23 protein-coding genes are annotated in these 26546 nt (G+C 35.1%); 15 read left to right on the forward strand and 8 right to left on the reverse strand.

All coding sequences use genetic code 11. From position 1 onward, the window contains the following. Nucleotides 1-20: 20 nt before the first annotated feature. Entirely contained in the window at nucleotides 21-989 is a 969-nt protein-coding gene (locus tag PGOND44_RS06150) for a T9SS type A sorting domain-containing protein (protein WP_003438493.1), read from the forward strand. A gap of 66 nt (nucleotides 990-1055) precedes the next feature. Here the strand turns inward: PGOND44_RS06150 and PGOND44_RS06155 are convergent, their stop codons facing one another. After that, the gene (locus PGOND44_RS06155; RefSeq protein WP_003438494.1) at nucleotides 1056-2126 is read right to left on the reverse strand and encodes a M42 family metallopeptidase; all 1071 of its coding nucleotides are present in this window, start codon (nucleotides 2124-2126) and stop codon (nucleotides 1056-1058) included. Between the two features lie 88 nt (nucleotides 2127-2214). On the opposite strand from PGOND44_RS06155, the gene PGOND44_RS06160 reads away from it, so the two are divergent. After that, complete coding sequence (locus tag PGOND44_RS06160) at nucleotides 2215-2946, forward strand: DUF4294 domain-containing protein (RefSeq protein ID WP_003438495.1); 732 nt, start codon at nucleotides 2215-2217, stop codon at nucleotides 2944-2946. A gap of 1 nt (nucleotide 2947) precedes the next feature. Here PGOND44_RS06160 and PGOND44_RS06165 read toward each other — a convergent pair whose 3' ends face one another. The 5 genes from PGOND44_RS06165 to PGOND44_RS06185 all read right to left on the reverse strand — a co-directional run bounded on the left by PGOND44_RS06165 (nucleotide 2948) and on the right by PGOND44_RS06185 (nucleotide 8250). Beyond that, nucleotides 2948-4174 (reverse strand): ammonium transporter, encoded by a 1227-nt coding sequence (locus tag PGOND44_RS06165; protein ID WP_003438496.1) that lies wholly within the window; start codon nucleotides 4172-4174, stop codon nucleotides 2948-2950. A 5-nt stretch (nucleotides 4175-4179) separates the two neighbouring features. Next, a complete protein-coding gene (locus tag PGOND44_RS06170) occupies nucleotides 4180-4518 on the reverse strand; it encodes a P-II family nitrogen regulator (RefSeq protein ID WP_003438499.1) in 339 nt (112 codons plus the stop codon). A 190-nt stretch (nucleotides 4519-4708) separates the two neighbouring features. Further along, nucleotides 4709-5251, reverse strand: coding sequence for an acyl-CoA thioesterase (locus PGOND44_RS06175; RefSeq protein WP_003438501.1), 543 nt, complete (start codon nucleotides 5249-5251; stop codon nucleotides 4709-4711). A 9-nt stretch (nucleotides 5252-5260) separates the two neighbouring features. Continuing rightward, entirely contained in the window at nucleotides 5261-6586 is a 1326-nt protein-coding gene (locus tag PGOND44_RS06180) for a DNA recombination protein RmuC (RefSeq protein ID WP_003438503.1), read from the reverse strand. 62 nt (nucleotides 6587-6648) lie between these two features. Beyond that, nucleotides 6649-8250: an ABC transporter substrate-binding protein gene (locus PGOND44_RS06185; RefSeq protein ID WP_003438505.1), complete on the reverse strand. Its 1602-nt coding sequence runs from the start codon at nucleotides 8248-8250 to the stop codon at nucleotides 6649-6651. A 100-nt stretch (nucleotides 8251-8350) separates the two neighbouring features. Between PGOND44_RS06185 and PGOND44_RS16065 the strand changes: the two genes are divergently transcribed. The 3 genes from PGOND44_RS16065 (at nucleotide 8351) to PGOND44_RS06190 (ending at nucleotide 9559) form a co-directional block, all read left to right on the forward strand. After that, nucleotides 8351-8533: a hypothetical protein gene (locus PGOND44_RS16065; RefSeq protein ID WP_081606518.1), complete on the forward strand. Its 183-nt coding sequence runs from the start codon at nucleotides 8351-8353 to the stop codon at nucleotides 8531-8533. Between the two features lie 49 nt (nucleotides 8534-8582). Continuing rightward, a complete protein-coding gene (locus tag PGOND44_RS15540) occupies nucleotides 8583-8741 on the forward strand; it encodes a hypothetical protein (RefSeq protein ID WP_155943805.1) in 159 nt (52 codons plus the stop codon). Nucleotides 8742-8926: 185 nt separating this feature from the next. Then, entirely contained in the window at nucleotides 8927-9559 is a 633-nt protein-coding gene (locus PGOND44_RS06190; protein ID WP_003438509.1) for a peroxiredoxin, read from the forward strand. 124 nt (nucleotides 9560-9683) lie between these two features. Here PGOND44_RS06190 and PGOND44_RS06195 read toward each other — a convergent pair whose 3' ends face one another. Then, on the reverse strand, nucleotides 9684-11051 hold the full coding sequence (locus tag PGOND44_RS06195; protein ID WP_003438512.1) for a sigma-54-dependent transcriptional regulator: 1368 nt from the start codon (nucleotides 11049-11051) through the stop codon (nucleotides 9684-9686). A 589-nt stretch (nucleotides 11052-11640) separates the two neighbouring features. On the opposite strand from PGOND44_RS06195, the gene PGOND44_RS06200 reads away from it, so the two are divergent. From PGOND44_RS06200 to PGOND44_RS06240, 10 genes are all read left to right on the forward strand, one after another. Then, nucleotides 11641-14139 (forward strand): ATP-binding response regulator, encoded by a 2499-nt coding sequence (locus PGOND44_RS06200; protein ID WP_003438514.1) that lies wholly within the window; start codon nucleotides 11641-11643, stop codon nucleotides 14137-14139. Between the two features lie 68 nt (nucleotides 14140-14207). Continuing rightward, nucleotides 14208-15668 carry a RimK family alpha-L-glutamate ligase gene (locus PGOND44_RS06205; protein WP_003438515.1) on the forward strand — a complete coding sequence of 487 codons (1461 nt, stop codon included), beginning with the start codon at nucleotides 14208-14210 and terminating at the stop codon, nucleotides 15666-15668. Continuing rightward, on the forward strand, nucleotides 15665-16888 hold the full coding sequence (locus PGOND44_RS06210) for a carboxylate-amine ligase (protein WP_003438516.1): 1224 nt from the start codon (nucleotides 15665-15667) through the stop codon (nucleotides 16886-16888). The genes PGOND44_RS06205 and PGOND44_RS06210 overlap by 4 nt, the downstream gene beginning before the upstream one ends. Then, nucleotides 16885-17571, forward strand: a complete 687-nt coding sequence (locus PGOND44_RS06215; protein WP_003438517.1) for an N-formylglutamate amidohydrolase — start codon at nucleotides 16885-16887, stop codon at nucleotides 17569-17571. The genes PGOND44_RS06210 and PGOND44_RS06215 overlap by 4 nt, the downstream gene beginning before the upstream one ends. A 107-nt stretch (nucleotides 17572-17678) precedes the next feature. Beyond that, nucleotides 17679-17855 carry a CAL67264 family membrane protein gene (locus tag PGOND44_RS15710; RefSeq protein WP_003438524.1) on the forward strand — a complete coding sequence of 59 codons (177 nt, stop codon included), beginning with the start codon at nucleotides 17679-17681 and terminating at the stop codon, nucleotides 17853-17855. 18 nt (nucleotides 17856-17873) lie between these two features. Then, nucleotides 17874-19565: an energy-dependent translational throttle protein EttA gene (gene ettA / locus PGOND44_RS06220; protein ID WP_003438527.1), complete on the forward strand. Its 1692-nt coding sequence runs from the start codon at nucleotides 17874-17876 to the stop codon at nucleotides 19563-19565. A 134-nt stretch (nucleotides 19566-19699) separates the two neighbouring features. Further along, entirely contained in the window at nucleotides 19700-21652 is a 1953-nt protein-coding gene (locus tag PGOND44_RS06225) for an endonuclease (RefSeq protein WP_003438531.1), read from the forward strand. Nucleotides 21653-21726: 74 nt separating this feature from the next. Next, a complete protein-coding gene (locus PGOND44_RS06230) occupies nucleotides 21727-22767 on the forward strand; it encodes an o-succinylbenzoate synthase (RefSeq protein WP_003438535.1) in 1041 nt (346 codons plus the stop codon). Further along, on the forward strand, nucleotides 22764-23708 hold the full coding sequence (locus tag PGOND44_RS06235) for a CPBP family intramembrane glutamic endopeptidase (protein ID WP_003438537.1): 945 nt from the start codon (nucleotides 22764-22766) through the stop codon (nucleotides 23706-23708). The genes PGOND44_RS06230 and PGOND44_RS06235 overlap by 4 nt, the downstream gene beginning before the upstream one ends. Nucleotides 23709-23782: 74 nt before the next feature. Next, complete coding sequence (locus PGOND44_RS06240) at nucleotides 23783-24877, forward strand: AMP-binding protein (protein ID WP_003438540.1); 1095 nt, start codon at nucleotides 23783-23785, stop codon at nucleotides 24875-24877. A 9-nt stretch (nucleotides 24878-24886) separates the two neighbouring features. Here PGOND44_RS06240 and PGOND44_RS06245 read toward each other — a convergent pair whose 3' ends face one another. Further along, on the reverse strand, nucleotides 24887-26536 hold the full coding sequence (locus tag PGOND44_RS06245; RefSeq protein WP_003438543.1) for a M1 family metallopeptidase: 1650 nt from the start codon (nucleotides 26534-26536) through the stop codon (nucleotides 24887-24889). Between the last annotated feature and the right edge of the window lie 10 nt (nucleotides 26537-26546).

The raw sequence follows: 26546 nt of genomic DNA on the forward strand, positions 1-26546 counted from the left end.
GTAATTTTACAATAAAAACTATGGTGAAATTTTACATAATATTTTGTTTTCTCACTTTCAATGTATTTGCTCAAACCGAGTTTGAAGTTACTACAAAAGTGGAACTATATGAGGATTTAGAAAATCCTATTTCATTAACCAATGGCCAAGTTTGGGACGATCCAAGCTTAGAAATACCTTTAGGGTTTAATTTTGAGATAAGTACTCATGTTTTCAATACAGTGTATATTCCAGACTATTTTGAAAGTTCAACATTAACAATTGATCCTTCTGGTTCAAATTTTTCTCCAATCTTTGCAGCAACAACTTTAGACTATATTGATAGAGGATTTAATTCTGGAATCTCAGAATCTGATATATCTTATAAACTAGATCAAGGTGATGAAGGAAAAATTTTAAAAATTCAATGGAGCAATGTTGGATTTTTTGATGACCAAACTTTGGAGGATTTCATGAATGTTCAAATTTGGTTTTACGAAAATTCTAACAAAATAGAGTACAGATATGGTCCTGTAAAAATTGATAATACTTCTGAAGTTTACTTCGGTCTAAGTGGAACCACTGTTGCAATTGCCGCATCCTATGATCTATTTAACGACGCGCCTCTAGATAATACCTACTTCTTAACTGAAGACCCTAGTGATCCGAGTGTTATTAAAATTCTTCCAAGCCAATTTCTAGACGAGCCCCTAGTTTTAGATGGAACTATTTTAGAAAATACAGTATACGAGTTCAACAATACCACTTTAAGTTTATCTCAGTTTGGAAATTTGGAATTTCAATTATATCCAAATCCGGCAGTAGATATTGTAAACATTAAAACAAATCTAAGTTACTTCAAACTTGAAGTGTTTAACTTATTAGGTCAAAAATTGATTTCAAGCTCAAATCAAAAACAGATTGATGTTTCAAGCTTTTCAAAAGGAATTTATTTATTCAAGATAAGTTCAAACAAAGAAGTTGTTACTAAAAAAATAGTGATAGAATAACTGATAAATATCAAACTAAAAAGGCAGCTATATAGCTGCCTTTTTAGTTTGATGCTTATTTCAGTACTATTTAAAATAGCTAAAATCTTCCCCACTTTTAATTTCAAGTAAGGAGTTATAAATTAGTTTGATGACGTTCTCAACATCAGACTCATGTACCATCTCTACGGTGGTATGCATATATCTTAATGGTAAAGAGATGAGCGCAGAAGCTACACCGCCATTGCTATAAGCAAATGCATCGGTATCTGTACCTGTCATTCGGCTTGCAGCTAAACGCTGAAAGGGAATATTGTGTTTCTCTGCAGTATCGATGAGAAGTTCTCTCAATTTATTTTGTACTGCAGGGGCATAACTTATAACGGGACCGGCTCCAATTTTAGTAAGTCCTTCTTTTTTCTTCTCTATCATTGGTGTAGTCGTGTCGTGACAAACGTCAGTAACAATAGCTACATTAGGTTTAATGGTTTGGGTGATCATTTCAGCTCCTCGCAATCCAATTTCTTCTTGAACAGAGTTGGTGATGTACAGTCCAAATGGCAGCTCTACTTTGTTTTCCTTTAGCATTCTAGCCACTTCAGCAATCATAAAGCCCCCCATTCTATTATCTAAACCTCTACACACAAACTTATCTCCATTCAGAATGAAAAATTCGTCTGGGTAGGTAATAACACAACCAACATGGACTCCAAGCTTTTCAACCTCTTCTTTAGTAGCACATCCAACATCTATACAAATGTTATCAGATTTTGGTGATTGCTCGCTTGTTTTATCTCTGGTGTGTATGGCTGGCCATCCAAAAACCCCTTTTACAATACCTTTTTTGGTATGGATATTTACCCGCTTAGAAGTTGCTATTTGATGATCGCTGCCTCCATTTCTAATGACATAAATTAAACCTTCATCGGTGATATAATTGACGTACCAGGATATTTCATCGGCATGACCTTCTATGACTACCTTAAAATCAGCTTCAGGATTTATAACTCCAACGGCTGTTCCGTAGGTATCTGTAATGAATTCATCTACGTAAGGTTTTAGATAGTCCATCCAAAGTTTTTGACCCTCCGATTCATAACCAGTTGGAGCGGCATTATTTAAGTACTTTTCTAAAAATTTTAGTGAATTATCGTTCATATCTTTTTTTTTGTTGTGCTAATTTAGTAAAGTATTGAGATATAGTTGAAAACGAATCCTTAATTTTGGAACAATTTTAGAGGTTAATATGATAAATCACTTTATTTTGAAATTGGCTATAGCTTTTTTTCTGTTTGCAGGTGTTTCAGTTAGTGCTCAGGAGACAAAATATCAAGACACATTAACTAGCTCTAATCAACAATACCTTATCATAGGTCAAGATACCTCTTGGGTAAGTGAAGTTGAGCTAGAGGAAGTAATTATATATCCTAAACTTAAATTTAAAAGTCGAGACGACTTTAGAGATTACCTCATATTGAAACGCAAAACTAAAAAGGTATGGCCTTATGTAAAATTAGCTTCAGAGCGTTTTGAAACTTTAAACAAACGCCTATCGAGTATTGAATCCAAACGTTCAAAAAGACAGTATACAAGAGTTATTCAAAGGTATGTAGAAGAAGAGTTTACAGATGAATTGAAAAAACTAACCAAAACTGAAGGTCAGATTCTAGTCAAATTAATTCATCGCCAAACTGGTATAACCACCTTCGATCTGGTAAAAGACCTCCATTCTGGATGGCGAGCCTTTTGGTACAATACCACTGCTAGCTTGTTTAGTATTTCTTTAAAAGAAGAATTTAATCCTTCGGAAATTAAGGAAGACTTTTATATTGAAGATATTTTACAAAGAGAATTTCAATCTGAGCATCTTGAAAGACAATCTCCTAAGTTTGAAATTAATCTTATGGACTTAATGGAAAAATGGCAAAAAGAATCTGGTTTGATCGCTCCTTCCGCCATAAGATCCAATCGGTATTAAATCAATTCTGATTTAAACTAAAATCTGAATAAGCATCCATACCATGTTCGTGAATATCTAAACCTTCAACTTCATGTTTAGAAGATACTCTTAAGCCCATAAATTTCTTGATCGGCCATAGGATAATACTAGCGCTAAAGCAACAAAATCCACCAATAGTTAATATAGACACCAACTGTATAAAAAACTGTTCTATTCCTGCCATATTTCCAAATAGTCCTACCGCCAAAGTTCCCCAGATACCACAACACAAGTGAACAGGAATAGCTCCTACAGGATCGTCTACTCTTATAATATCCATTAATTTAACGGCTAGAATGATGATTAGCCCAGCAATGAGTCCTATGGCAATAGATTCTAGGGGCGACATCAAATTGGCGCCTGCTGTTATTCCTACAAGTCCTCCTAATATACCATTCATAAACATCGTTACGTCAAAATTTTTGAAGACCAAAAAACTACTAAGGCAAGCTCCTAAACCTCCAGATGCAGCTGCTAAACTTGTGGTGACGAGTACGATAGAAGTACTGGCTGGATCTGCAGAAAGTACTGAGCCTCCATTAAATCCAAACCAACCAAACCAGAGTAAAAACACTCCAGTTGCAGCTAAAGGAATATTATGACCAGGAATGGCAAAAATCTTTTTACCCTTAAACTTTCCTATACGGGGTCCTAGGAAAACCACAGCCATGAGGGCCGCCCAACCCCCTACAGAATGCACCAATGTAGACCCTGCAAAATCATAAAACCCAAAATCACTTAAAAATCCACCTCCCCAAAGCCAAGATCCACTAATGGGGTATATAAAGCCTACGTAAATAATTGAAAATACCATAAAGGCACCAATTTTAATACGTTCTGCTACAGCACCAGAGACTATTGTTGCTGCTGTCGCAGCAAACATCCCTTGAAACAAAAAATCTGTCCAATATGTATAGCCTGCATCTGCATAGTCGGCGGTTAGACCATTGTCTGGTAAATGCAATCCAACTTCACTTAGGCTAAACCATCCATTAAAGTCTCCTGGATACATTATGTTGAAGCCCACTATATAATAAAGTACTAGTCCAGAGCAAATGATGAAAAAGTTTTTGAATAAAATATTAATGGTGTTTTTTCGGCGAGTTAAGCCAATCTCTAAGAGAGAAAAACCTAAGTGCATTAAAAAAACCAAAGCGATGCAAAGCATCATCCACACATTATTCGCAGTAAATAGAGCGTTATCCATAGTTTTTATTTAATAGCTTGAGTTCCACGTTCGCCTGTTCTTATTCTTATGCACTCTTCAATATTGGAAATGAATATTTTTCCATCTCCAACATCTCCAGTTTTAGCCTTTTCAATTAAGGTTTCTATGGTTTTGTCAACAAAATCATCAGATACAATAACCACTAAGTATCGTCTTTGAATATCACTTGTGCTATAAGAAATCCCTCTATATAAGTGACCTTGTTTTTCATTTCCTACACCCGTGACATCCCAATAACTAAAGAAATTTACCTCTATTTGATGGAGTGCTTCTTTAACTTCATCAAAACGAGACTTTCTAATAATCGCCTCTATTTTTTTCATATCCCCTAAAATTTTGTTGTAAATATATATAAAACATATAATAAAATAAAACACCCCCTATTTAGGAGGGGGCGTTTTATATAATCTAGTATATATTTTGATATAGTTAAATATAATTACTCAAATACTTATTTTGTTAATAAATTTAGTGACGAGTATCTTGCTAAAAATTTCTTTCCATAACCCTTAACTACTCGAGCTTGACATTGTAGTCCTTTAAAATTTCACTGTATTCTGTTTTATTAAAATTAAAATTTTTGAAGGTTTCATCGTGTTGTTTCCTGTTTTCCATTCGTTTAATGTTTTTGATAAAACGCCTGTAATCATCTTCTGCGCTTAATCTAAGGCCTGGAACTTCAATGGATTTTCCATGATCATCTTTAGCTACCATGGTAAAATAAGAGGAATTACAATGTTTTTTGGCTCCGTTTTGTATATTCTCAGATTCTACTCGAACTCCTACAACCATCGAAGTTCTTCCAACGTAATTTACCGAGGATTTTAGGGTAAGAAGTTCTCCAACCTCTACAGGGTTCAAAAAGTCTACACGATCTACACTTGCCGTGACACAATAATTTTCGGAGTGCTTGGCTGCGCATGCAAAAGCAACTTGGTCTAGGAGTGATAGGATAAATCCACCATGAATCTTTCCTCCAAAATTTGAATGGGAGGGTAACATGAGTTGTGATAAGACGACCACTGAATCTGACGGATGTTTGAATTTTTTAGTCATAGCTTAGTTTTATTGAGTGTCTGTCCATTTTGAGTTTAAGACTTTTTTGGAAGTAACGCCCATTTCTTTTAATGAGGCTACATCTTTTATCAAATTTTGTTTTCCAGTTAATTTTTTCATCGCTTTATCGTAGGTTGATTTTGTAGAATCAATGCGGTTTCCAACCTCATCCAAGCCCTCGATTAAATTGACAAATTTGTCATACAAATCACCAGCGTGTTTAGCGATTTGCACAGCATTTTGCTGTTGTTTTTCATTGCTCCAAACCATGTCTACAGTCCTTAATGTAGAGAGTAAAGTGGTGGGACTTACCATCAAAATATTATCTTGGAAAGCAGAGTAAAAGAAATTTGAATTTTCACTTTGCGCAAGAAATAAAGCGGGTTCAATGGGAACAAACATCAAAATAAAATCTGGGGTAGAATTTCCGCCAAGTAGCTCATAGTTTTTGTCTTTTAGGCCTTTGAGGTGAGTTTCCATAGATTTTACATGAGCTTTTAATAGTACAGCTTTTTCTTGTTCATCATCAGAATTGGTGTACCGCTCATAGGCTTTTAAACTCACTTTGGAGTCTATAATCATTTTCTTTTCATTGGGCAAATACACCACAACATCAGGTAATTTGCTGATGCCATTTTCATCCTTAAAGTGCTGTTGTACTTCGTATTCTCGCCCTTTTGTTAACCCAGATTTTTCCAGAACTTTTTCCAAAATCATTTCCCCCCAGTTGCCTTGTGTTTTACTACTACCTTTCAGAGCTTTGGTCAAATTATTAGCCTCTTCCGAAATTTTTAAATTCTGTTCATTGAGATATTTTAGTTGTTCCTCAAGTTGAATGTGACCTTTCAGAAAATCAGAATTCGTCTTTTCAATTTTGGTTTCAAAGGATATCAGCTTATCTTTTAAGGGATCTAAAATATGAGCTATATTTTTTTGATTTTGGATCGTAAACTTTTCAGATTTTTGTTCTAAAATTCGCTGTGCAAGATTTTCAAATTCTTCACTAAACTTTTTTTGAAGAGCTTGCATTTCAGATTTTTGCTCCGTCCATTTATTGACCAAGCCTTCCAATTCTGTTTCCTTTCTGGTGAGTCTATTCTGAATTTGGAAGCGTTCATTTTCTTCACTTTTCAATTCAGCTCTAAGTTTTTCGTTAGCGGTAATGAAATCGTCTTTTGATTTTTGCTCTCGTCCAACGGATTCTTCATATAACGACTGAAAGTGGGACGATTTGGTTTGCCAGGTAGCAATCGTAGATCTATCCATCAGTTTTGCCAACAAAAAGCCTAAAGCTAAAGCAAACAAGCCAAGAAAAATATAGAGTGCGAATTCCATAAGGATGTTTTTTCAAAGATATAAAGAGAATCTCCACCGTAGACCAATTTTTGGTTTTTGGCCTACTTTGATTTTTTGACTTTTGAAAGGTCAAGCAAATTGAAGGGGTTAATGCCCAGCCCACTCACAGATTTTGACCTAAAGCGAATGACTTCATCATAATAGAGAGGAATCATTGGAGCCTTTTCTACTAAGATAGAATCCATCTGTGAATAAAGTTTATATCTGATTGTATCTTCTGTTATATTCAAAGCTTCTTCGTAGAGTCTGTCGAAAGTGTCATTCTTAAAATGGGTATAATTGGGACCGTTTGGTGAAAAGTTATCACTGTAGAATAAGGATAAGTAATTGATAGCATCTGGATAATCGGCAATCCAGCTGGCTCTAAAATTATCCAGTTGTCCTGCAGAGCGTTTTTGACGAATGGTGGAGGGTGGCATCACATCGATATCCACTTGGACCCCAATTTTTTGAACCTCTTTTTGAATAAATTCCACCAAATCTATATAGGAGGGATTTGTGCTTATTATCAATTTTGGTGAGTTGATTCCTGTTTCTTTCTTGAATTTTTCTATAAGAGCTTTGGCCTTTTTAGGTTGGTAAGAATAGCCCTCTACAGTGGTTTGCCCTGCCAATCCTTCTGGAATAAAACCTTTATGTGCAGGGATTCCAATATTGTTTCTTAGATATTTAATCATTTTATCTCGATCAAACGCATAATTGATTGCTTTTCTAAAGTCTTGAGATTGAATCTCTGTTGAAGGGGAATCTAAGTAAAACCCCAAATATTCTGTGTTTAGGTAGGGACTTTTATCCATATCCACACGAGTTTCAAATTTTGAGCTTAACTTTCCGCTGGTGGTGATAAGTTCGTCTTTATAGGAAGGATCTAAACCACTTAAAAAATCAAGCTTACCTTGGATAAAGGCCAAAAATTCACTTTGTTTATCTGGTAAAAAGGTGATAGAAATGGCCTCCAAATAGGGCAAAGCATTTCCTTTGGCATCTGTTTTAAAATACAATTCATTTTTTCTCAACACCATCTTTTCTCCAATCTCCCAACGTTTAAATTTAAAGGGACCTGTTCCAATAGGTGAAGTTTGAAAATCTAAGTTTTGCATTTCTCTTGGAATCACCGAGCAGAATTTTGAAGACAATAAGCCTAAAAACGCAGGAAATCGGTGTTCTAACTCAATTTCAATCAAATCATCAGTTTTGGCTTCAATACGTTTTACATTAGACATGACCCAACTTCCAGGTGAAGCAACCTTAGGATCTGTAAGCCTTTTGAGACTATACTCTACATCTTTTGCAGAAACATGACGGGTGGAATCTTTTCCGAAGATAGTATGTTTATGAAATAATACGTCTTGTCTCAGTTGGAAAGTATAGGTTAAGCCATCTTCAGAAATTGTCCAAGAATGGGCAAGATCTCCTTCTATGGAAAGAGTTGAGTCTAGTTTCACCAATGTATTATACATCTGGTGTGTAGGCCAAATGTTCCGTTGGTCTTTGGCAAAAGCTGGATCTAGAGATGTAATATTAGCATGTTCGTTATATCTGAAGACTAAGTGATCCCGATTGTTTACTTCTGGAGAAGAACAGGAAGCTAGAATCAATAAATTCAGCAGAAAAATAAACGAAGGTGATAAAAGGTGTTTCAATTTTATTAAATAAATTATAGTTATTATCTATGCCAACTGTTGCGAAGATAGAAGATTCTAGTTATCACGTTGCACTCATACCGATCAAAACAGGTAAAAAATATCTACACCAAAACTTGCTTTTTATATTTTAGGCTGTAAATTGATTTCCTTTGAAGCGTCCAACATGACGATAAATTTTGAAGTTGAAGGCTATGAAAGAGTTGAGTTTCAAGAACATCCTGACGTTGGGGTCATAAGTATTTGTAGCGTTACCGAAAATGTTGTGAAGTCTTTCGGCTAAAAAACGACGAGCATTCTAAGAGAGCCTACTCAATACAAAATATGAGGTTTTGTTTGAAGGCAAAAATAAATCAGTTTACATACATGGTTTTACACAGTATTATGTCAAAGTAAAAACCTTTTGGAATCCGGATTTAGTGAATACAAAGCATAAAATCATAGTAGACGAAATCGATATGGATGGGTTGGGGAAAATTGATTTTATATAAGAGTCGATAGGTATTTTTTAATAGGGGGGAGGTTCATTTTTTTGGGATAAGAAGTATTTATAAAGTCTAAATAAAAAGCTAAACTTAGGTTTAGGTCCTTCACCTTCCATTCCATTGCTTAATTTTATAGGTTGGTAAAACATTTACTCATTAGCAAAATAATATAAACACTAAAACCTCATATTATGGCACATTTACGATTAGGAGATATAGCTCCAGATTTTACTGCTGAAACTACCGAAGGAAACATTTCATTTCATGACTGGTTAGGAGGTCAGTGGGGAATCATTTATTCTCACCCGGCGGATTTCACACCTGTATGTACGACCGAACTTGGTCGAACAGCTCAGCTTAAAGATGAGTTTGATAAAAGGCATGTAAAAGTTATTGCTTTGAGCGTAGATCCTTTAAAAGATCATCATGAGTGGATCAAAGACATCAACGAGACTCAAAACACTACTGTTAATTTTCCAATTATAGCAGATAGCGATAGGAAAATAGCAGAGTTATATGACATGATTCATCCAAATGCTTCTGAAAAGGCCACAGTACGTTCCGTATTTATAGTTGGTCCAGACAAAAAAATTAAATTAACATTGACTTACCCAGCCTCTACAGGTAGAAATTTTGACGAATTGCTAAGAGTCATTGATAGTCTTCAATTAACGGCTAATAAAAAGTTAGCAACCCCAGCAGATTGGAAGCCAGGTGAGGATGCAATTATTTCTCCGTCGGTAAATGATGAAGAAGCAAAAGAACAGTTTCCAGGATATAAAACCATAAAATCCTATTTGAGAACGACTCCTACTGAAAAATAGGTTCTTTCTGAAAAAAGTAAAAATGACCTTTGTTGGTATACTCCAGCAAAGGTTTTTAATTTACAATTTAAAATAATTTTTATAAACAATTGTATAAGTGAATTTCTTGATTTAAACCTTGTGATTAAACATCAAGCCCAAGCGACTTGATTTTATTGTATAGGGTCGTCCTGTCTATATTCAATTCCTTAGCAGTTTTGCTTTTGTTATACTTATTTTTCTTTAAGCACTTAAGAATCATTTCTCTTTCATGATGTTCCTTAACTTCTTTTAAATCATTAGAGTGAAGTGAAGGGTCGACAGAAACTTCTTTTTTTTCAAAAATAGATTGTGGTAAATGCTTATGTAAAATGGGGCCTTCTTGACAAAGTAAAGCCGCTCGCTTTAGCAAGTTCTTCAACTCTCTTAAATTTCCAGGCCAATCGTATGTTTTTAAGTCCTCTATAAGTTTAGGGTCTATATCTACAGTTTCTTTTTCAAGTTCGTCGCAAGCTTCAGCAATAAAAAAGTGAATAAATTCTTCAAAATCTTCTAGTCGCTCATTAAGAGAAGGAATGTTTAGGGAGAATTCATTTAACCTATGGTATAAATCATTTCTAAATTCATTTTCAGAAATCGCAGTGGCTAAATTTTCATTGGTCGCAGCGATAATTCTAACATCAATTTCAATTTCTTTGTTTCCTCCAACGGGTCTTATTTTTCGTTCTTGTAAGACTCGTAGTAGCTTTACTTGAGATTCGTAAGATAAATTTCCAATTTCGTCAAGGAATAAAGTTCCTCCATTGGCAAATTCAAATTGGCCCTTTTTATCGCGATCTGCACCGGTAAAAGCACCTTTTACGTGACCAAAAAGTTCACTAGAGGCAATATTCTCGGGTAAAGCACCACAGTCTATAGCCACAAAAGCTTGGTCTTTTCTTTTACTATGGTTATGAATAAATTTGGCGACGTATTCTTTACCAGTTCCACTTTCTCCAGTTATCATGACCGACATTTGAGTAGGTGCTACCTGTTTTGCATAAGACCATAGTTCTTGGGCTTGTTCGCTATTCCCTTTAACTACAGAAGTTGAACTAGCTCCTTTAGATGAGCTCTTTTTTATAGATGAACTTCGGTCTTTAGTTTTACTAGTTGAAGGAGAATTTAGTGCATTTTCTATGACTAATCTAAACTCTTCGGGGATAACAGGTTTGGAAACAAATTCGAAAGCTCCCAGTTTAATAGACTTCACAGCAGTTCTAATATCAGAATAATTAGTGATTAAAATTACTGGAGTGTTCCAATGTGTTTTAATCTTTTCGATTAATTCTAAACCATTCATTTTTGGTAACCTATAATCTGTGATCACTAAGTCGAAAGTTTCTGTTTTTAAAACTTCTAAAGCTTCTTCAGAAGAGCTAGAGGTTTCTATACTATAATCGAATCTCCTTAAATAATTGGAAAGCGTTTTATTGAAAAATGGGTCGTCGTCGACTATTAAGATTTTGCTCACAGTATTTTCTTGCTAAAATATCAAATCGAAGTCTATCGAATTGCTTAAATTAAAAAAATAACATTTGATTTTGTTTTTCATTTACTCAGGATTACTCTTTTTGTTGAACTCTTCCACAGTATGTCGATTTTGTATGCAGTTTCCTTTGGATTACTCGATTCCTGAAAAGTAAAACATTTGCTATGAATGAAACTGGTTAGTTCACGTTGCTATTAAAAAATTGAGACTTTGCACAATTTTTGTAAATCGTTTTTTGAGTTGACCTATTCTGCTTTGATTAGTCATATCTGGCGAATATAAATGAAGGCTATGCTAAATGGCATAAAACGCTAAGCACTATGTTTGCAAAAGATTTGATAGATAAGTATACCTTTGATTTTATAGGTTAAGATTCTAGATTACTTAATATAAAAAGGATTAAGGTGAGTAGTATGCTAAATGAAAAAGAATAAAAATTCTAAAGGTATTTCAGTCTCCTTTTAGTTGAAGCTTAGGAAGGTTTAAACAAAGAATAGCGAGCTTTGGACTATATTAAAAGGCATGGATTCCTAAAAAACTTTTGAAATTATAAATCAATACTTGTAACAGTATGTTTAAGCTAAAAGGAAAAATGCTATGGTTGTTTGCCTTATTCGCCAGTGGACTCTTGGCGATAGGTTTTTATTTTTATGATAGTCTCAATGCCTTAGGCGATAAGGTAGAAAACACTCTTTCACCCAATAAAAGATCGGATAACCTGAAGAAAATCATGGTAGATCTGAACAAGTTGAACAACTTGTATCTCGTAGACTCAGATCGTTTTAACTCTATTAAATCTGATAGTCTAATAGCAAATATTGAAAAGAACGTAGATTCAGTTAAAAACAACATTAACCAAGAGCGTATTCTCAAGGACAGAAATTTGGATACCATTCCCAAACTTTTAAGACAGATTCGAGATGATTACTTTGAGCTAGAGAATAAAAAAGAACAGACTCAAGAAGTGTTTATAAATGAACTTAGACTTCTTGTTGATGATGAACTTTCTAAAATTGAAGCAAAACCTTCAGATTCTATTACGATTATAAAACAAATCAACTCCGAGATCTACGAAAAGACAGAGCTTAGTCAACAAGGAGAAGATGAGCGAGGTTTTTTTCAACGATTATTTGGTTCTTCAAGACCAGGAAATGATACGGCGATAGCTAGAACTAGTTCTAGGGATACCTTGGTAAGACAGTCTATAGATACCGTATTTTCAAGAAATAAAGAAGAAAAAGCAACTCTTGATATTCTTCCCGCCATAAAAGAATATCAGCGCAATCGCACTCAACTATTAAATTCCCTGAAACGCCAAGAACAGGAAATTTTCAGAAAAAACATTGAAGTTAATAATTACGTAGAAAATACATTAAACGAAATTTTGTTCGAAGAATATGAACATTATGAGAACTCCATCAAAAATCTGAAGACCGACTCGATTACCTATTTCTATGAACTAGGAGCTATCATCTTTATTTTGATTTTAATAACTATCATTGCCATTTTTATCATTTTTAAAGACATTAATAAAAGTATTTTTTATCAAAATAAACTAAAAGCAGACGAAGAGAAAGCAAAACGGGATGCTATAGAAAAACAAAAGTTTTTATCGACTATGAGTCATGAGTTGAGAACTCCCTTAACTTCCATTATAGGGTATTCTGATATGCTAGATGATGCGGATGAAAATGTAAAATCGATCAAAGTAGCATCCAATTACCTTTACCAAATGACCAATGAGATTCTGGATATGGCAAAGATACAAGCTGGAATTATTGACATAGAAACTACTCCTAATAATCTTTCTAAAGTTTTTGACGACATCAAACGCAGCTTTAAAGAGTTAATTAAGAATCAGCAGCTAGATCCTATTTTTAATCTTCCCAAAGAAGATTTGTTGGTAAAGACAGATGCACATAGGCTGCAACAAATCCTTTATAATTTAATGCATAATGCCTTGAAATATACAGAGGAGGGATTTATTAAGCTTGAGGTGAGATCTGAAGATAAAAACGATAAACTTGCTGTATCCATAGAGATTGAAGATTCTGGAATAGGCATAACAGAACAGGAATTAAAAACTGTTTTCCAAGACTATCAGCAAGCGGGAACTCATAAAAACAAAATGAAAGGAACGGGATTGGGATTGGGCATCGTTCAAAAGCTAGTGAAGGAAATGGGAGGGAAGCTTGATGTGGAAAGCGAACTTCATAAAGGAACCAGTTTTAAGCTGAATTTTGAATTTGAAAAAGTAGAGGATAGTAACATCGAGAAAAAAAGAAAGGAGTTTAATTTATCTGACAATGCTTTAAAGGGGAAACGTATTTTTATTCTGGATGACGATAAATTGATCGCCAGACTTTATGAAAAACTGTTCCAACCTTATCATCCCAAGTTAAGCGTTTTTACGGATGCTAAACTCGGTTTTGAACATCTTTTAGACCATCATGATTATGATTTATATTTAATAGACTTCAAGATGCCTTTTATGACAGGTTATGAAGTGCTTGAGAATCTTAAAAAAGAAGGTATTGTATTGAAAAACACCTTGGTCTCGACTGCCAATGTCATGTTAGATGAGACTGAAAAAGGGATGCTAGATAGTTTTGATGCTCAGGTTTTTAAACCGGTAAAACGAGAGGTTATCTTGGAAAAGGTTGCAAGACTTCTTCATCTTGAGGGTATCGAAGAGTTGTATTCTACAAATTTGGAAATAAATGAGGAGGGGGAGCCCTTCAATTTTAAAGACCTTATGGTGTATGCAAATGATGATGAAGACCTTTTGAAAGACTTGGTGGAGACTTTAGTTGAAGAAAATGATAAGGAACTTTCCAAATTTAGTTTAGCTTTAAAAGTGAAAGATGATAAGGTTTTAGCTGAAGTTATTCACAAGCTGTCTTCTCGATTTGCTCAAGTAAATGCCAAATCAATTCAAGACCTTAAAACACTCGAGGTAAATTTAAGAGAGAATACCGGCAAGGCGGATGAACAAACCTTGGTTAACCTTCATCAGTATTGGAAAAACATCAATGAAAGAATGCGAGAATTTATCAACAAAAGAGTTTAAAACTATTTTTTTATACATCCTTTTGAATCAATTTTTAGGCTACTTTTGATAGGTTTTATATCTTTTAAATGAATAAATTAATAGTGGTTAGCCAACCCGAAAAATGGCCTAGTTCAACGGATCATACGTCCATTATTACGTCTCAAGATTATTTAACAAAGCCCGAGTATGCAAATTTAAAAAATGCGAGAGTTTTTAATCTAAGTGACAAATACAGTTACCAATCCAAAGGCTATTACGTATCCTTACTGGCAGAAGCTCGCGGTCATCACGCCGTACCTACTATCAATAATCTTGTAGATTTAGGAGAGAAAAAGCTCGTAAAAATTGTTTCAGAAGAATTTGAAGAAGAAATTCAGAAAAGTCTAAAAAACATCAAGTCACAAGAATTTACGCTCAGTATATACTTTGGTCAAAATGTAGCTCAAAAGTATAAGGCTTTGAGTACTCTTATTTTCAGGCATTTTCAGATTCCATTTTTAAGAGTCGTCTTCAAACATTCAACCAAATGGAATATAAAGTCAATTAAGGCAATTTCCATTTCAGAAATTCCAAAAGAGCATCTGGAAAGTATGTATTATTTTGCTTCCCAGTATTTTTCTAAAAAAAGATACGATACACCAAAGGCCAATAAAGCAGAATACGATTTAGCGATTTTGGTCCAACCCAACGACCCTGCGCCACCAAGTAATCCTAAAGCTCTTAAGAAATTTGTAGAGCTAGCAGAAAAGATGAACTTTTACGTGGAAGTCATAACCCCAAAGGATTTCTACAGACTTTCTTCTTTTGACGCTCTTTTCATAAGACAAAGCACAGAGGTGAATAACGAGGCTTATGCTTTTGCTAGAAAGGCTTTGCAAGATGGTTTAGCTATCATTGATTATCCGGATTCAATTTTAAAGTGTTGCAACAAAGTATTTATGGCGGAAGCGCTTCAAAAAAATGGAATTCCCACGCCTAAAACAGTCATCGTTCATAAAGACAATAAGCACGAAGTTCTTAAAATAACCGGCTTACCTTGTGTTTTGAAATCACCGGATTCTACTTTTTCTTTTGGAGTGAAAAAGGCAAAGACTGAGGAGGAGTTTGAAAGTTTGATCACAGAGATGTTCAAAACTTCCGACTTGGTTATCGCACAAGAGTATACCTTTTCAGAATATGACTGGAGAATTGGCATTTTAGATGATAAGCCCTTTTATGCTTGTCGCTATTTCATGGCGAAAGGACACTGGCAAATTTACAATTGGTCTGCCGATAAAAAGGATGATCAAGATGGGAATGCAGACTGTTTCGCCATTGAAGATGTTCCTGAAAAGGTGATGAAAGCTGCTCTGAAATCTGCTAAAATAATGGGCAAAGGTCTTTATGGAATAGATATAAAAGAAGTCGAAGGAAAGGCTTTGGTTATAGAAATAAACGACAACCCAAATATAGATTTTGGAGTGGAAGATGGCCTATACGGAGATCTTGTTTACAATACAATTCTTACCTCTCTAAAAGACCGTCTTAATTCTAAACAGGAGCTATGAAATACCATCTTTTTGAAGTCCTCGGGATAGAACTAGAATACATGCTTGTAGATAGCTCTACAGGAAAAATTAAGCCTTCAGTAGATGAATTGATGAAGCTTAAAACAGGTCAATTGGTGTCTGATGTGGATAATGGAGCTATAGAATGGAGTAATGAATTGGCGGCCCATGTCATTGAACTTAAAACCAATGGACCGACCAAAGATTTGAATCAATTAGATCTCGAGTTCCATAAAAACATCCTTGAGATCAATAAGTTATTGAAACCAAAAGAGATGGTGTTATGGCCAACGGCTTCTCATCCCTTGATGAATCCAGATTTGGAAATGAAGCTCTGGGAGCATTCTTACAGTGAAGTATATGCGCTTTATAACAGGATCTTTGACTGTAAAGGTCATGGCTGGTCCAATGTGCAAAGTATGCACATCAACCTCCCTTTTTATGACGATTTGGAATTCGAAAAACTGCATGCCGCAGTAAGACTTATCCTTCCCATTCTTCCAGCTTTAAGCGCAAGTTCTCCGATTTTGGATGGTAAGAATACGGGCTTTAAAGATGCGAGGATGAAGATGTATCTGACCAATCAACGAGAAATCCCCGAAATGACAGGTAAAGTTATCCCAGAGCAAGTATTTACTCAAAAGGATTATCAAATTAAAATCTTCGACCCTATCAATACTGCTATAGCTCCTTACGATAAAGAACATATCTTGGAGCATCATTTTTTAAATTCAAGAGGAGCCATTGCTAGATTTGATAGGAATGCTATCGAAATTCGGGTCTTAGATTTACAGGAATGCCCACTGGCAGATATTTCTATCAGCTGTTTTATTGTAGAGGTTTTAAAAGAGTTGGTCGATGAAGTTTATTCTAGTCTTATTGACCAAAAGTCATGGCATGAAAATGACTTATTTGATATTTTGAAAACCACCATATCTCAAGCCGAAGAAGCTACAGTAACCAATGAAAAATATTTAAAGGTACTTGGCATTGATTCGGAGTCTATGCAAGTTAGTGCTATATGGGTTCATTTGTTTGAAAGAGTGGGACAGCGTTTGGACAAGCGGCACCAAGATGCTATTGGTCTTATTCTTACAAACGGGAGTTTGTCAACGAGAATTCTAGAAGCTATAAATGAGGATTATTCTGAGGCCACTATTTTGCGGGTCTATAAACAACTCGAAAACTGTTTATCTACCAATCAACTTTTTCTACCTTGAAATTGGTCTTGACTTGTGAGCATGCCAGTAATGCTTTGCCAAAAAAATATAGATCTTATTTTTCCGAATTCAAGCACAGATTAGAAACACATCAAGGATATGATCTTGGAGCGTTCAGTACATTTGAAACCCTCAAACCTCTAGCTACATTTTCATCGCATTATCCTTGGAGTCGGCTTTTGATAGAAGTGAATAGATCACTTCAGCATTCTCAACTTTTTTCTAGTATTTCAAAATCATTTAGTGAAGAACAAAGGCGAGAACTTATAGAAGACTATTATAAGCCATATCGAGAACAGATTCAGAAGAAAATACAGAGCTATATTGCAGAGGGAGAGTCTGTGTTACATCTGTCGGTACACAGTTTTACCCCAGTTTTGGGTGGAGACACAAGAAATGCAGAGGTGGGTTTGCTCTATGATCCCAGAAGATCTGAAGAAAAAAAATGGGCGAAGCATTTTAAAAAGGACTTAAATCAGCATTTACCAGACCAACGAATAAGAATGAACTATCCCTATTTTGGCAAAGCAGATGGCTTTACAACTAGTTTAAGGCAGGAGTTTCAAGAACAATATCTTGGAATAGAACTAGAATTAAATCAGAAATTATTTGCAGAGGAAGCACATGTTAAACATCTTAGTAGAGCACTTTATAAATGTCTAGAGAAGAACTTAGATTGGTAAAGGTAAAATTCTTTGTGTTTATCTAAGAAATAATCAATATAGTTAGGAGTTGTGAAATAAGATTAAAAATCGTTTTTGTAAATTAGCGGATTATAAAAAGATAAGGTATGAATAAGAATACTGTTTTAGCCTGGGCTACTTTTATTATGATCATTGTAGGCTTAGGACTAATTGCTTTAGGAGCGTTCAGGTATAATGAAATTGCAGGATGGGGCTTTGCCTCTGTAGGCATTGGGTTTTTTGCAATAGCATGGGTATTTAATGCGCTAAAAGGAAGAGTTTAATAAAGAAAAAAATAAATAATGGCAGATGATAAAAAAGTGATATTCTCCATGTCGGGAGTATCCAAAACATATCCAGGTGAAGATAAGCCTGTTTTAAAAAATATATATCTAAGTTTTTTTTACGGTGCAAAAATTGGGATTTTAGGACTTAATGGTTCTGGAAAATCTACTTTGATGAAAATAATTTCGGGAATCGAAAAAAACTACCGTGGTGATGTTGTTTTTTCCCAAGACTATTCCGTAGGATATCTTGAGCAAGAACCCGAACTGGATCCTGAAAAAACAGTGCTGGAGATTGTAAAAGAAGGAGTTTCTGAAGTGGTAGCGATCTTAGATGAATACAATAAAATCAACGATGATTTTGGGCTACCAGAGGTATACGAAGATGCGGATAAGATGCAAAAATTAATGGATCGTCAAGCAGCACTTCAGGATAAAATTGATGCTACCAATGCTTGGGAACTCGATAACAAGCTTGAAGTAGCTATGGATGCTTTAAGAACACCACCTTCCGATCAAAAAATCGAAAATTTGTCTGGTGGAGAAAAACGTCGTGTAGCTTTGTGCCGACTTCTTCTTCAAGAACCAGATGTTCTCCTCCTCGATGAGCCCACCAACCACTTAGATGCAGAATCTGTGCATTGGCTTGAGAATCATTTGCAACAATACAAGGGAACTGTCATCGCAGTGACTCACGATAGATACTTTCTGGACAATGTAGCGGGTTGGATTTTGGAACTAGATAGAGGAGAAGGAATTCCTTGGAAGGGAAACTATTCCTCTTGGTTAGATCAAAAATCCAAGCGAATGGCTAAAGAAAATAAGCAAGCTAGCAAACGTCAAAAAACCTTGGAGCGTGAGTTAGAATGGGTTAAAATGGCTCCAAAAGGGAGACAATCTAAACAAAAAGCTAGATTGAATAATTATGATAAGTTGATGAGTCAAGACCAAGATAAACTTGATGAAAAACTTGAAATCTATATTCCTAATGGACCGCGTTTAGGTAACAATGTAATTGATGCCAGTGGAGTAAGCAAAGGGTTTGATGAGAAGTTATTGTATGACAACTTAAATTTCAAACTTCCACAAGCTGGGATTGTTGGAGTCATTGGCCCCAATGGTGCTGGTAAAACAACTATTTTTAAAATGATCATGGATGAAATTCAACCTGATAAGGGTGAATTTGTAGTTGGTGAAACTGCTAAAATTGCTTACGTAGATCAAGCTCACTCTAATATTGATCCAGATAAATCCATCTGGGAAAACTTTAGTGAAGGACAAGATCTAATCATGATGGGGGGTAAGAAAGTTAATTCTAGAGCTTATTTAAGCCGTTTTAATTTTAATGGTAGCGAACAAAATAAGAAAGTCAACAAATTATCTGGTGGAGAACGTAACAGACTTCATTTAGCAATGACCTTGAAAGAAGAAGGTAATGTTTTGCTTTTGGATGAGCCAACCAATGATCTAGATGTTAACACACTTAGAGCATTGGAAGAAGGTTTAGAAAACTTTGCAGGGTGTGCCGTAGTTATTTCTCACGACAGATGGTTTCTAGATAGAATTTGTACTCATATTCTTGCTTTTGAAGGTAATTCTGAAGTTTATTTTTTCGAAGGTAGCTTTAGTGATTATGAAGAAAATAAGAAAAAACGTTTGGGCGGTGATTTAATGCCAAAACGAATTAAGTATAAAAAATTGGTTAGATAACATTAAGCTATTTTTTTAAATACAAAAGCTCTCTACAATTCTGTAGAGAGCTTTTGTATTTAAAAATTAATCACATAGTTATCTGAATTTCAGATGATAAGGGAAAACTTAGTTATCTTTGTTAAAAACATGTGATGAACAAAATTACTTTTTTAGTATTCTGTTTATGGAGTCAGTTTATCTTTTCTCAAGAAGTTATAATAAACGAAGTAGATTCTGATACGCCTAGCGTAGATACTCAAGAATTTATAGAGTTGAGAACTCAAGTTGAAGAGTCACCATTGGATGGGTATGTTCTCGTTCTTTTTAATGGATCCAGTTCTGGAGCGGACTCTAGTTACTTTGCTTTGAGTCTTGATGGTTTTGTGACTGACTTTAACGGATTATTTGTGCTAGGTGGACCTGAACTTATTCCAAGTCCTAATTATCTATTGTTTAAAAATTTCATTCAAAATGGGGCAGATGCTGTTGCTGTGTATAGGGCCAGTGTGGAAGATTTTGAAGAGGGAACTCTCGCCACTATAGATAATCTTGTAGATGCCCTGGTTTATGGGACAAGTGATCCAGTAGATCAAGATTTATTAAATCTCCTAGCACAAACCGAACAAATAGACGAAGATGTGAATGGTAATTCGGACTCAGAATCTATGCAAAGAAACTTTGATGGATCTTGGTTTGTTGGCACACCAACTCCCAGAATACCTAACGATGGAAGTGGAATAACTCCTGTTTATATAGACGTGACACCAAGTTCCAATCTCGTTAATGAAGGTGATAGCTTTACAATAGATTTTGAAACTTCAGAACTATTGACAGAGGAGATCATGATTACTTTCAGTTTGATTAACGAAGGGTTTACTGAAGAGGACTATACCGGACAGACTTCTGTTACTCTTCCAGCAGGTACAAACTCAGGTTCTGTAGCTATCAATTTAGTTGATGATGAGGTAGACGAAGGCGATGAGTTTATCTCCATAGCGGTTGATATTCTTGGTGAGCCCTATATTTTGAATAGTAACTTTATTCAAGTTATTGCCATTGATAATGACTTTACTATCGCCGGTTGGGGGACTCCTATTGATCCAACTTTCGATAAAGTTGAGCCCACGGGACCAACTCATTATTTCGGAAGTTTAAATGGAGAATCTGGTCCTAATCTAAGTCAGGCTATTCAAGATATCATTGCAGAAGAAGGAGTGGTTAAAATTCATACCTATGCAGATATTATTGATATTCTTAAATCTGCTGATCAAAGCCCGATGAATAGCAACGAAGTCTGGTTAGCCTACAGAGAAGAGTCTAGACCCAAATACCTATATCAACTTAGTTCATCAGGAACTGGATTTTGGAACAGAGAGCACGTATATCCTAGGTCTAGGGGTGGTTTTTTTAGTATAGAAGATGATGAAATTGCTACAGGAATTAATGAATGGTGGGTGACCAATGCGGATTCCTTAAGACATGCTAATTCTGATGCTCATGGACTCAGAGCCACAGATGCTAACGAGAATAGTTCAAGAGGTAACCAACATTTTGGAGAATATATAGGGCCTGAAGGAACTCTAGGCAGTTTTAGAGGAGATGTAGCACGAGCTGTATTTTATTTATCTATACGCTTTAATGATCTTTCGGTCGTAGATGGATTTCCAGATAGTACTGGTCAGCTTGGCGATTTACAAACCTTATTGCAATGGCATCTAGACGATCCTGTGGATGATTTTGAAATGAACAGGAATAATATAGCGTATACTTGGCAAAACAATAGAAATCCCTTCATAGATTATCCAGAGCTAGCAAGTTATATCTGGGGAAATAATCAAGGGGAGGTTTGGAATCAATCCCTTTCACTAACTCAAAACAGTACAGAACAGATATCGATTTATCCTAACCCTGCTTCAAGTTATATTCAGCTTCAAGGAATTTCAAAGGACTCTCTTATTCAAATGTATTCAATGACAGGTAAAAAAGCAGTGGAGATTAAAGTAAACTCTGGAGATAGAATAGCATTGGAGTTGAGTGCTGGTGTTTATCTCGTAAGAGTTATAAGTAATTCTAAAGTGATAACCAAAAAACTTATCATCAATTAATTAAGGTTTCTTAATTATTATGAAAAAGCCGTTGTGAAGACAATGGCTTTTTTATTTTTATGCAAATTTTGAAGATGAAAGCAACTTACTTTAAACATACATTGAATTTCAAACAACCAAGCGGAACCTCAAGAGGAGTTTTAAAAACAAAAGACTCTTGGTATATCAAATTAGAGAACGATGTTAAGTATGGAATAGGTGAGTGTGGACTCTTGAAAGGATTGAGTATTGATCCTACAGAAGAGTATGAAGCAACTCTTCATTGGGTGTGTGAAAATATCCATTTAGGCTTAGATGTTTTATATCTTAAATTAGCAGATTACCCTTCTATTCAATTTGGTCTAGAAATGGCGTTCAACTCTTTTTCTTCTTCAAACCCTTATGTTCTTTTTCCTTCAGAATTTACCGAAGGAAAAAAGGGAATGGTCATTAACGGATTGATTTGGATGGGCGAGAAGTCCTTTATGAAATCTCAAATTCAAGAGAAAATCAAACAAGGTTTTAGCTGTATTAAGCTTAAAATTGGTGCTATCGACTTTACATCAGAATTAGACTTGTTGAGGTACATCCGTAGTGAATTTTCAGCGTCAGAAGTTGAATTGAGAGTAGATGCGAATGGTGCATTTTCTAAAGATTCTGCTTTAGAAAAATTAAAGCAACTCAGCGAATTTAATTTGCATAGTATCGAACAGCCTATTGCCGCAGGACAATGGGAGTCTATGGCAGACTTATGTAGACAAACACCTCTACCAATTGCTTTAGACGAAGAATTAATTGGCCTTAAAGATGTAACAAAAAAGGAAAAAGCTTTACTAATCATACAGCCTCAGTATATTATCTTAAAACCTAGTCTTATCGGTGGTTTTAAAGGCTCACAGGAATGGATAGATTTGGCAAATAAACACCATATAAAATGGTGGATGACTAGCGCCTTAGAAAGCAATATCGGGCTAAATGCGATTTCGCAATTTACATTTACGCAACACAATGAAATGCCTCAAGGCTTAGGAACAGGAAGCCTTTATACAAATAATATGCAAAGTCCCTTAACGGTAGAGGGAGAAAAGATCAAGTACAAACCAGAACACCCTTGGGAAAATAAATTCAATTTATGAAAGATTACATCGCATTAGCATCAAAAGGATATACCGAATGGTGGAGATATCTGGTAGGCGCATTTTTAATATTCATGATTTGGCAAGTGGGGTCGATCCCTTTTTTAGCTGCTGTTACATATAAATTGACGAGTGAAGGAAATGGTATTTCTGAAATTGGTAATTATGAAGTATTAATGGGTACGTTAGACTCCAACCTTACTTTTTTCTTGATGTTGCTTTCTTTTGCTGTTGGTTTTTTTGGAGTTTGGCTTATAGTAAGATTTTTTCATAATCAGAAATTTAAAGACCTCTTAACCACTAGAGCTCGATTTGACTGGAAGCGCGTTGTATTCGGCTTTAGTATAGTTGGTTTTTTTATAGTAATTATGACTATTTTGGACTATGTGATTAATCCAGATGATTATTTATGGAACCTTAAATGGGATCAATTTATCATTCTAGCTATCATAGGTATTATAATGGTTCCTATTCAAACCACTTTTGAAGAGCTTTATTTCAGAGGGTATTTTATGCAAGGTTTGGGCGTTATTTTTAAAAACCGATGGTTACCTCTTATAGCAACCTCACTGGGTTTTGGACTTCTCCATCTTGGAAATCCAGAAGTTGGAAAACTCGGGTATATCATTATGGTAAGCTATATTGGCACTGGTTTTCTTTTGGGAATTATGGCGCTTATGGATGAAGGTTTAGAACTATCAATTGGTTATCACGCCGGGAATAATTTAGTTACAGCTTTGCTGGTTACAGCAGATTGGACTGCTTTTCAGACAGAGTCAATTTTGATTTATACGGAAGAACCTATGGTAGGTTTTGATGTTTTTTTTCCTGTTCTCATCATTTATCCTATTTATTTATTGATAATGGCTAAAGTTTTTAAGTGGAAAAACTGGAAACAGAAGCTTTTCGGAAAGGTAATTTTGCCTGAATCAACACGATAATGTAAATTTAACATTTTAATAGTGATTATTATTTTAATAATATTTAGTATTGATTTCACAAATACAAAACTATAATGATTAATACTCCTTTAGAAATCCATCCTAATTTCAAAATTAATGGGGTTCATTTTGATAGAAATGAATTGTATTCAGTCGCTTATAGTTATGTAAAAGAAGGTGAAGCTTTTGAAGAAAAAATCGGAGATTTTTTAATCGATTGGCTTAATGATGATTATGATACAATTAAAGTAAGAACTTCCGGGTCTACTGGAGATCCTAAAATCTATTTTATAGACAAACAAAAGATGGTTAACAGTGCCTTAGCGACGGGTAAATTCTTCAAAGTAGAAGAGGGCACCACCGCTTTACTCTGCTTACCTGCAGATTATATTGGCGGCAGAATGATGATAGTTAGAGCAATGATTTTAGGATGGGATTTGGATATTGTAGAGCCTAAGTCCAACCCCCTAGATGATCTTTTTAAAACCTACGATTTTTGTGCTATGACCCCCTTTCAAATGGACAATTCTTTAGGGAGGTTGCATTTAATTAAAAAATTAATTGTTGGTGGTGGCACCGTTTCTGAACATCTTATTGGCTCAATTCAAGGTATTCCTACCAAAGTTTTTGAAGTGTATGGGATGACAGAAACCATTTCTCACATTGCAGCCAGAAGGCTAAATCCTAAAAAAGATAATAAAGAAAAGCGTCCTTTTAAAGCTTTACCAAACGTAAGCGTTTCAAAAAACGAGCAGAATTGCCTTATTATAAAAGCTCCGAAAATTTTAGAAGAAGAGCTTCAGACCAATGATATTGTAGACATTTTAACCTTTAAAAAATTCTATTGGAAAGGAAGGTTAGATAACGTCATCAATTCTGGGGGGGTTAAAATATTTCCAGAATCTGTAGAAGAAAAACTGCAAAAACGTATTACTCAGCGTTTTTTTATTGCAGGATTAGCAGATGATTCTTTGGGTGAACAAGTGGTTTTGTTTGTAGAAGCTCCCCAAAACGAAAAGTTCTTAAGCGATTTAAAAGAGATCGTTAAAAACTTAAAGGCATTTGACAAATACGAAAAGCCTAAAAATGTTTATCTCATCGAAAAGTTTGAAGAAACTCCTTCTGGTAAAATTCATCGCCAAAAAACCTTAAAAAGATTGATGGGATAAAGACTCATCTTATTCTACTTGGCTAATCCTTATATAGTATCCATATTTATTGATAGCCAAGTCTCCAAGATCTTCCAATTCTACCTTAATCTTTTTCCAATTGTTGTCTATGAGGGCTCTTGATAAATTACCTTCTTTTGCATTTTGAAAATCAATAGGCATTTTGAAATTTTCAACATCGGTTTTCCATCGTAGATATAGCGTTTTATTCTTGTCAAATTTAAGTTGTAATTCAGGAATAGAAGCGTAGTTAAGGTATTGTTCGAAAATAGGTTTGAGATTAAGTTTGGTCCTGCTGTTGTAGAAATTGATAACATCATTGGCATGGATGGTTTTATACTTAAACGTTTCGTGAAACTCTTTTAACAGACTCCACCATTTTTCATCATTATTAACAACGCTTCTCAATGTATTCAGCATATTAGCCCCTTTATAGTACATATCTCCAGAGCCTTCATTATTCACTCCATATTTGCCTATTATAGGCCTATCGTTTGCTATAATATCTCTTAGGCCGTATAAATACCTTATCGCTTCTTTTTTACCAAACTCACATTCAACAAAAACAGATTCTGCATAGGCTGTAAAGCTTTCATGTATCCACATATCTGCGATATCTGCTGCAGAGATGCTATTTCCAAACCACTCATGGGCAGATTCATGGATAATAATAAAGTCCCACTTCAGCCCAATACCAGTTTTGGAAAGGTCAGTGCCCAAATATCCATTTTGGTAGCCATTTCCATAAGCTACAGCACTTTGATGTTCCATTCCTAAATAAGGGGTTTCCACGAGTTTAAAACCGTCCTTTTGAAAAGGATACTCTCCGAATTTTTCATAAAAACAATCCATCATAGGTTGAACTTGTTGGAACTGTTGCTTTGCTTTGTCAAAATTTTCTTTTAAAACATAATAATCTAAGGACAACTCGTTGTACTGGTCTTCAAAATGAACATAATCAGCAATATTCAACGTGATATTATAATTGTTGATAGGATGTTCTACTCTCCAATGCCACTGCGTATAATCATCTTCTAAGGCTGTTTTAGCAATTAACCTTCCGTTGGAAACATTCATAAGTCCATTGGGCACAGCTACTTTTATGTCAACAGACTCAGGCTCGTCGCTTTGGTGATCTTTATTTGGATACCATAAACTCGCTCCTGTTCCTTGAATAGCTACGCCTATAAATGGATTATCATTCCTATCTTTAGAAAACACAAAACCACCATCCCAAGGAGCGTTTTTCGCAACCCTTGGATACCCAGAATAATAAAATTTGAGGCGTTGGACAGACGACTTTTGAAGCCGCTTATTGAAATTGATAAAAACCGCATTGAACTCTCTTTCATAACTTAGAGATTTACCTTCTGAAATAATAGAGTCGATCTGCATATTTTGAAACAAATCCAATTGAATACGCTTGGTCGGAGCTTTGACTTCAAGCTCAATCTCATTAAAACCTTGAATATATCTTTTTTCTGGATTTACCTTAATGTCCAAGGTATAAGAGAGGACATCAAAACTTGTGCGTTCCGGGCGTAAACCGCCTCTCAAAGTATCTGCTTTACTAAATGTTTCTCGATTAGCGTTCACTATTTGTGAGTGCATTGTTAAGGAAAAAGAGAAGATGAAAAGGAAAATGTATATTCGTTTCATAAGAATTTTA

Source organism: Psychroflexus gondwanensis ACAM 44, assembly GCF_000355905.1.
Lineage (GTDB): Bacteria > Bacteroidota > Bacteroidia > Flavobacteriales > Flavobacteriaceae > Psychroflexus > Psychroflexus gondwanensis.

What these genes read in the sequence shown, in the direction of transcription:
- PGOND44_RS06150 (WP_003438493.1), top strand. Translation starts at nt 21, where the DNA reads ATGGTGAAATTTTACATAATATTTTGTTTTCTCACTTTCAATGTATTT.
- PGOND44_RS06155 (WP_003438494.1), bottom strand. Translation starts at nt 2,126, where the DNA reads ATGAACGATAATTCACTAAAATTTTTAGAAAAGTACTTAAATAATGCC.
- PGOND44_RS06160 (WP_003438495.1), top strand. Translation starts at nt 2,215, where the DNA reads ATGATAAATCACTTTATTTTGAAATTGGCTATAGCTTTTTTTCTGTTT.
- PGOND44_RS06165 (WP_003438496.1), bottom strand. Translation starts at nt 4,174, where the DNA reads ATGGATAACGCTCTATTTACTGCGAATAATGTGTGGATGATGCTTTGC.
- PGOND44_RS06170 (WP_003438499.1), bottom strand. Translation starts at nt 4,518, where the DNA reads ATGAAAAAAATAGAGGCGATTATTAGAAAGTCTCGTTTTGATGAAGTT.
- PGOND44_RS06175 (WP_003438501.1), bottom strand. Translation starts at nt 5,251, where the DNA reads ATGACTAAAAAATTCAAACATCCGTCAGATTCAGTGGTCGTCTTATCA.
- PGOND44_RS06180 (WP_003438503.1), bottom strand. Translation starts at nt 6,586, where the DNA reads ATGGAATTCGCACTCTATATTTTTCTTGGCTTGTTTGCTTTAGCTTTA.
- PGOND44_RS06190 (WP_003438509.1), top strand. Translation starts at nt 8,927, where the DNA reads ATGGCACATTTACGATTAGGAGATATAGCTCCAGATTTTACTGCTGAA.
- PGOND44_RS06200 (WP_003438514.1), top strand. Translation starts at nt 11,641, where the DNA reads ATGTTTAAGCTAAAAGGAAAAATGCTATGGTTGTTTGCCTTATTCGCC.
- PGOND44_RS06205 (WP_003438515.1), top strand. Translation starts at nt 14,208, where the DNA reads ATGAATAAATTAATAGTGGTTAGCCAACCCGAAAAATGGCCTAGTTCA.
- PGOND44_RS06210 (WP_003438516.1), top strand. Translation starts at nt 15,665, where the DNA reads ATGAAATACCATCTTTTTGAAGTCCTCGGGATAGAACTAGAATACATG.
- PGOND44_RS15710 (WP_003438524.1), top strand. Translation starts at nt 17,679, where the DNA reads ATGAATAAGAATACTGTTTTAGCCTGGGCTACTTTTATTATGATCATT.
- ettA (WP_003438527.1), top strand. Translation starts at nt 17,874, where the DNA reads ATGGCAGATGATAAAAAAGTGATATTCTCCATGTCGGGAGTATCCAAA.
- PGOND44_RS06225 (WP_003438531.1), top strand. Translation starts at nt 19,700, where the DNA reads ATGAACAAAATTACTTTTTTAGTATTCTGTTTATGGAGTCAGTTTATC.
- PGOND44_RS06230 (WP_003438535.1), top strand. Translation starts at nt 21,727, where the DNA reads ATGAAAGCAACTTACTTTAAACATACATTGAATTTCAAACAACCAAGC.
- PGOND44_RS06235 (WP_003438537.1), top strand. Translation starts at nt 22,764, where the DNA reads ATGAAAGATTACATCGCATTAGCATCAAAAGGATATACCGAATGGTGG.
- PGOND44_RS06240 (WP_003438540.1), top strand. Translation starts at nt 23,783, where the DNA reads ATGATTAATACTCCTTTAGAAATCCATCCTAATTTCAAAATTAATGGG.
- PGOND44_RS06245 (WP_003438543.1), bottom strand. Translation starts at nt 26,536, where the DNA reads ATGAAACGAATATACATTTTCCTTTTCATCTTCTCTTTTTCCTTAACA.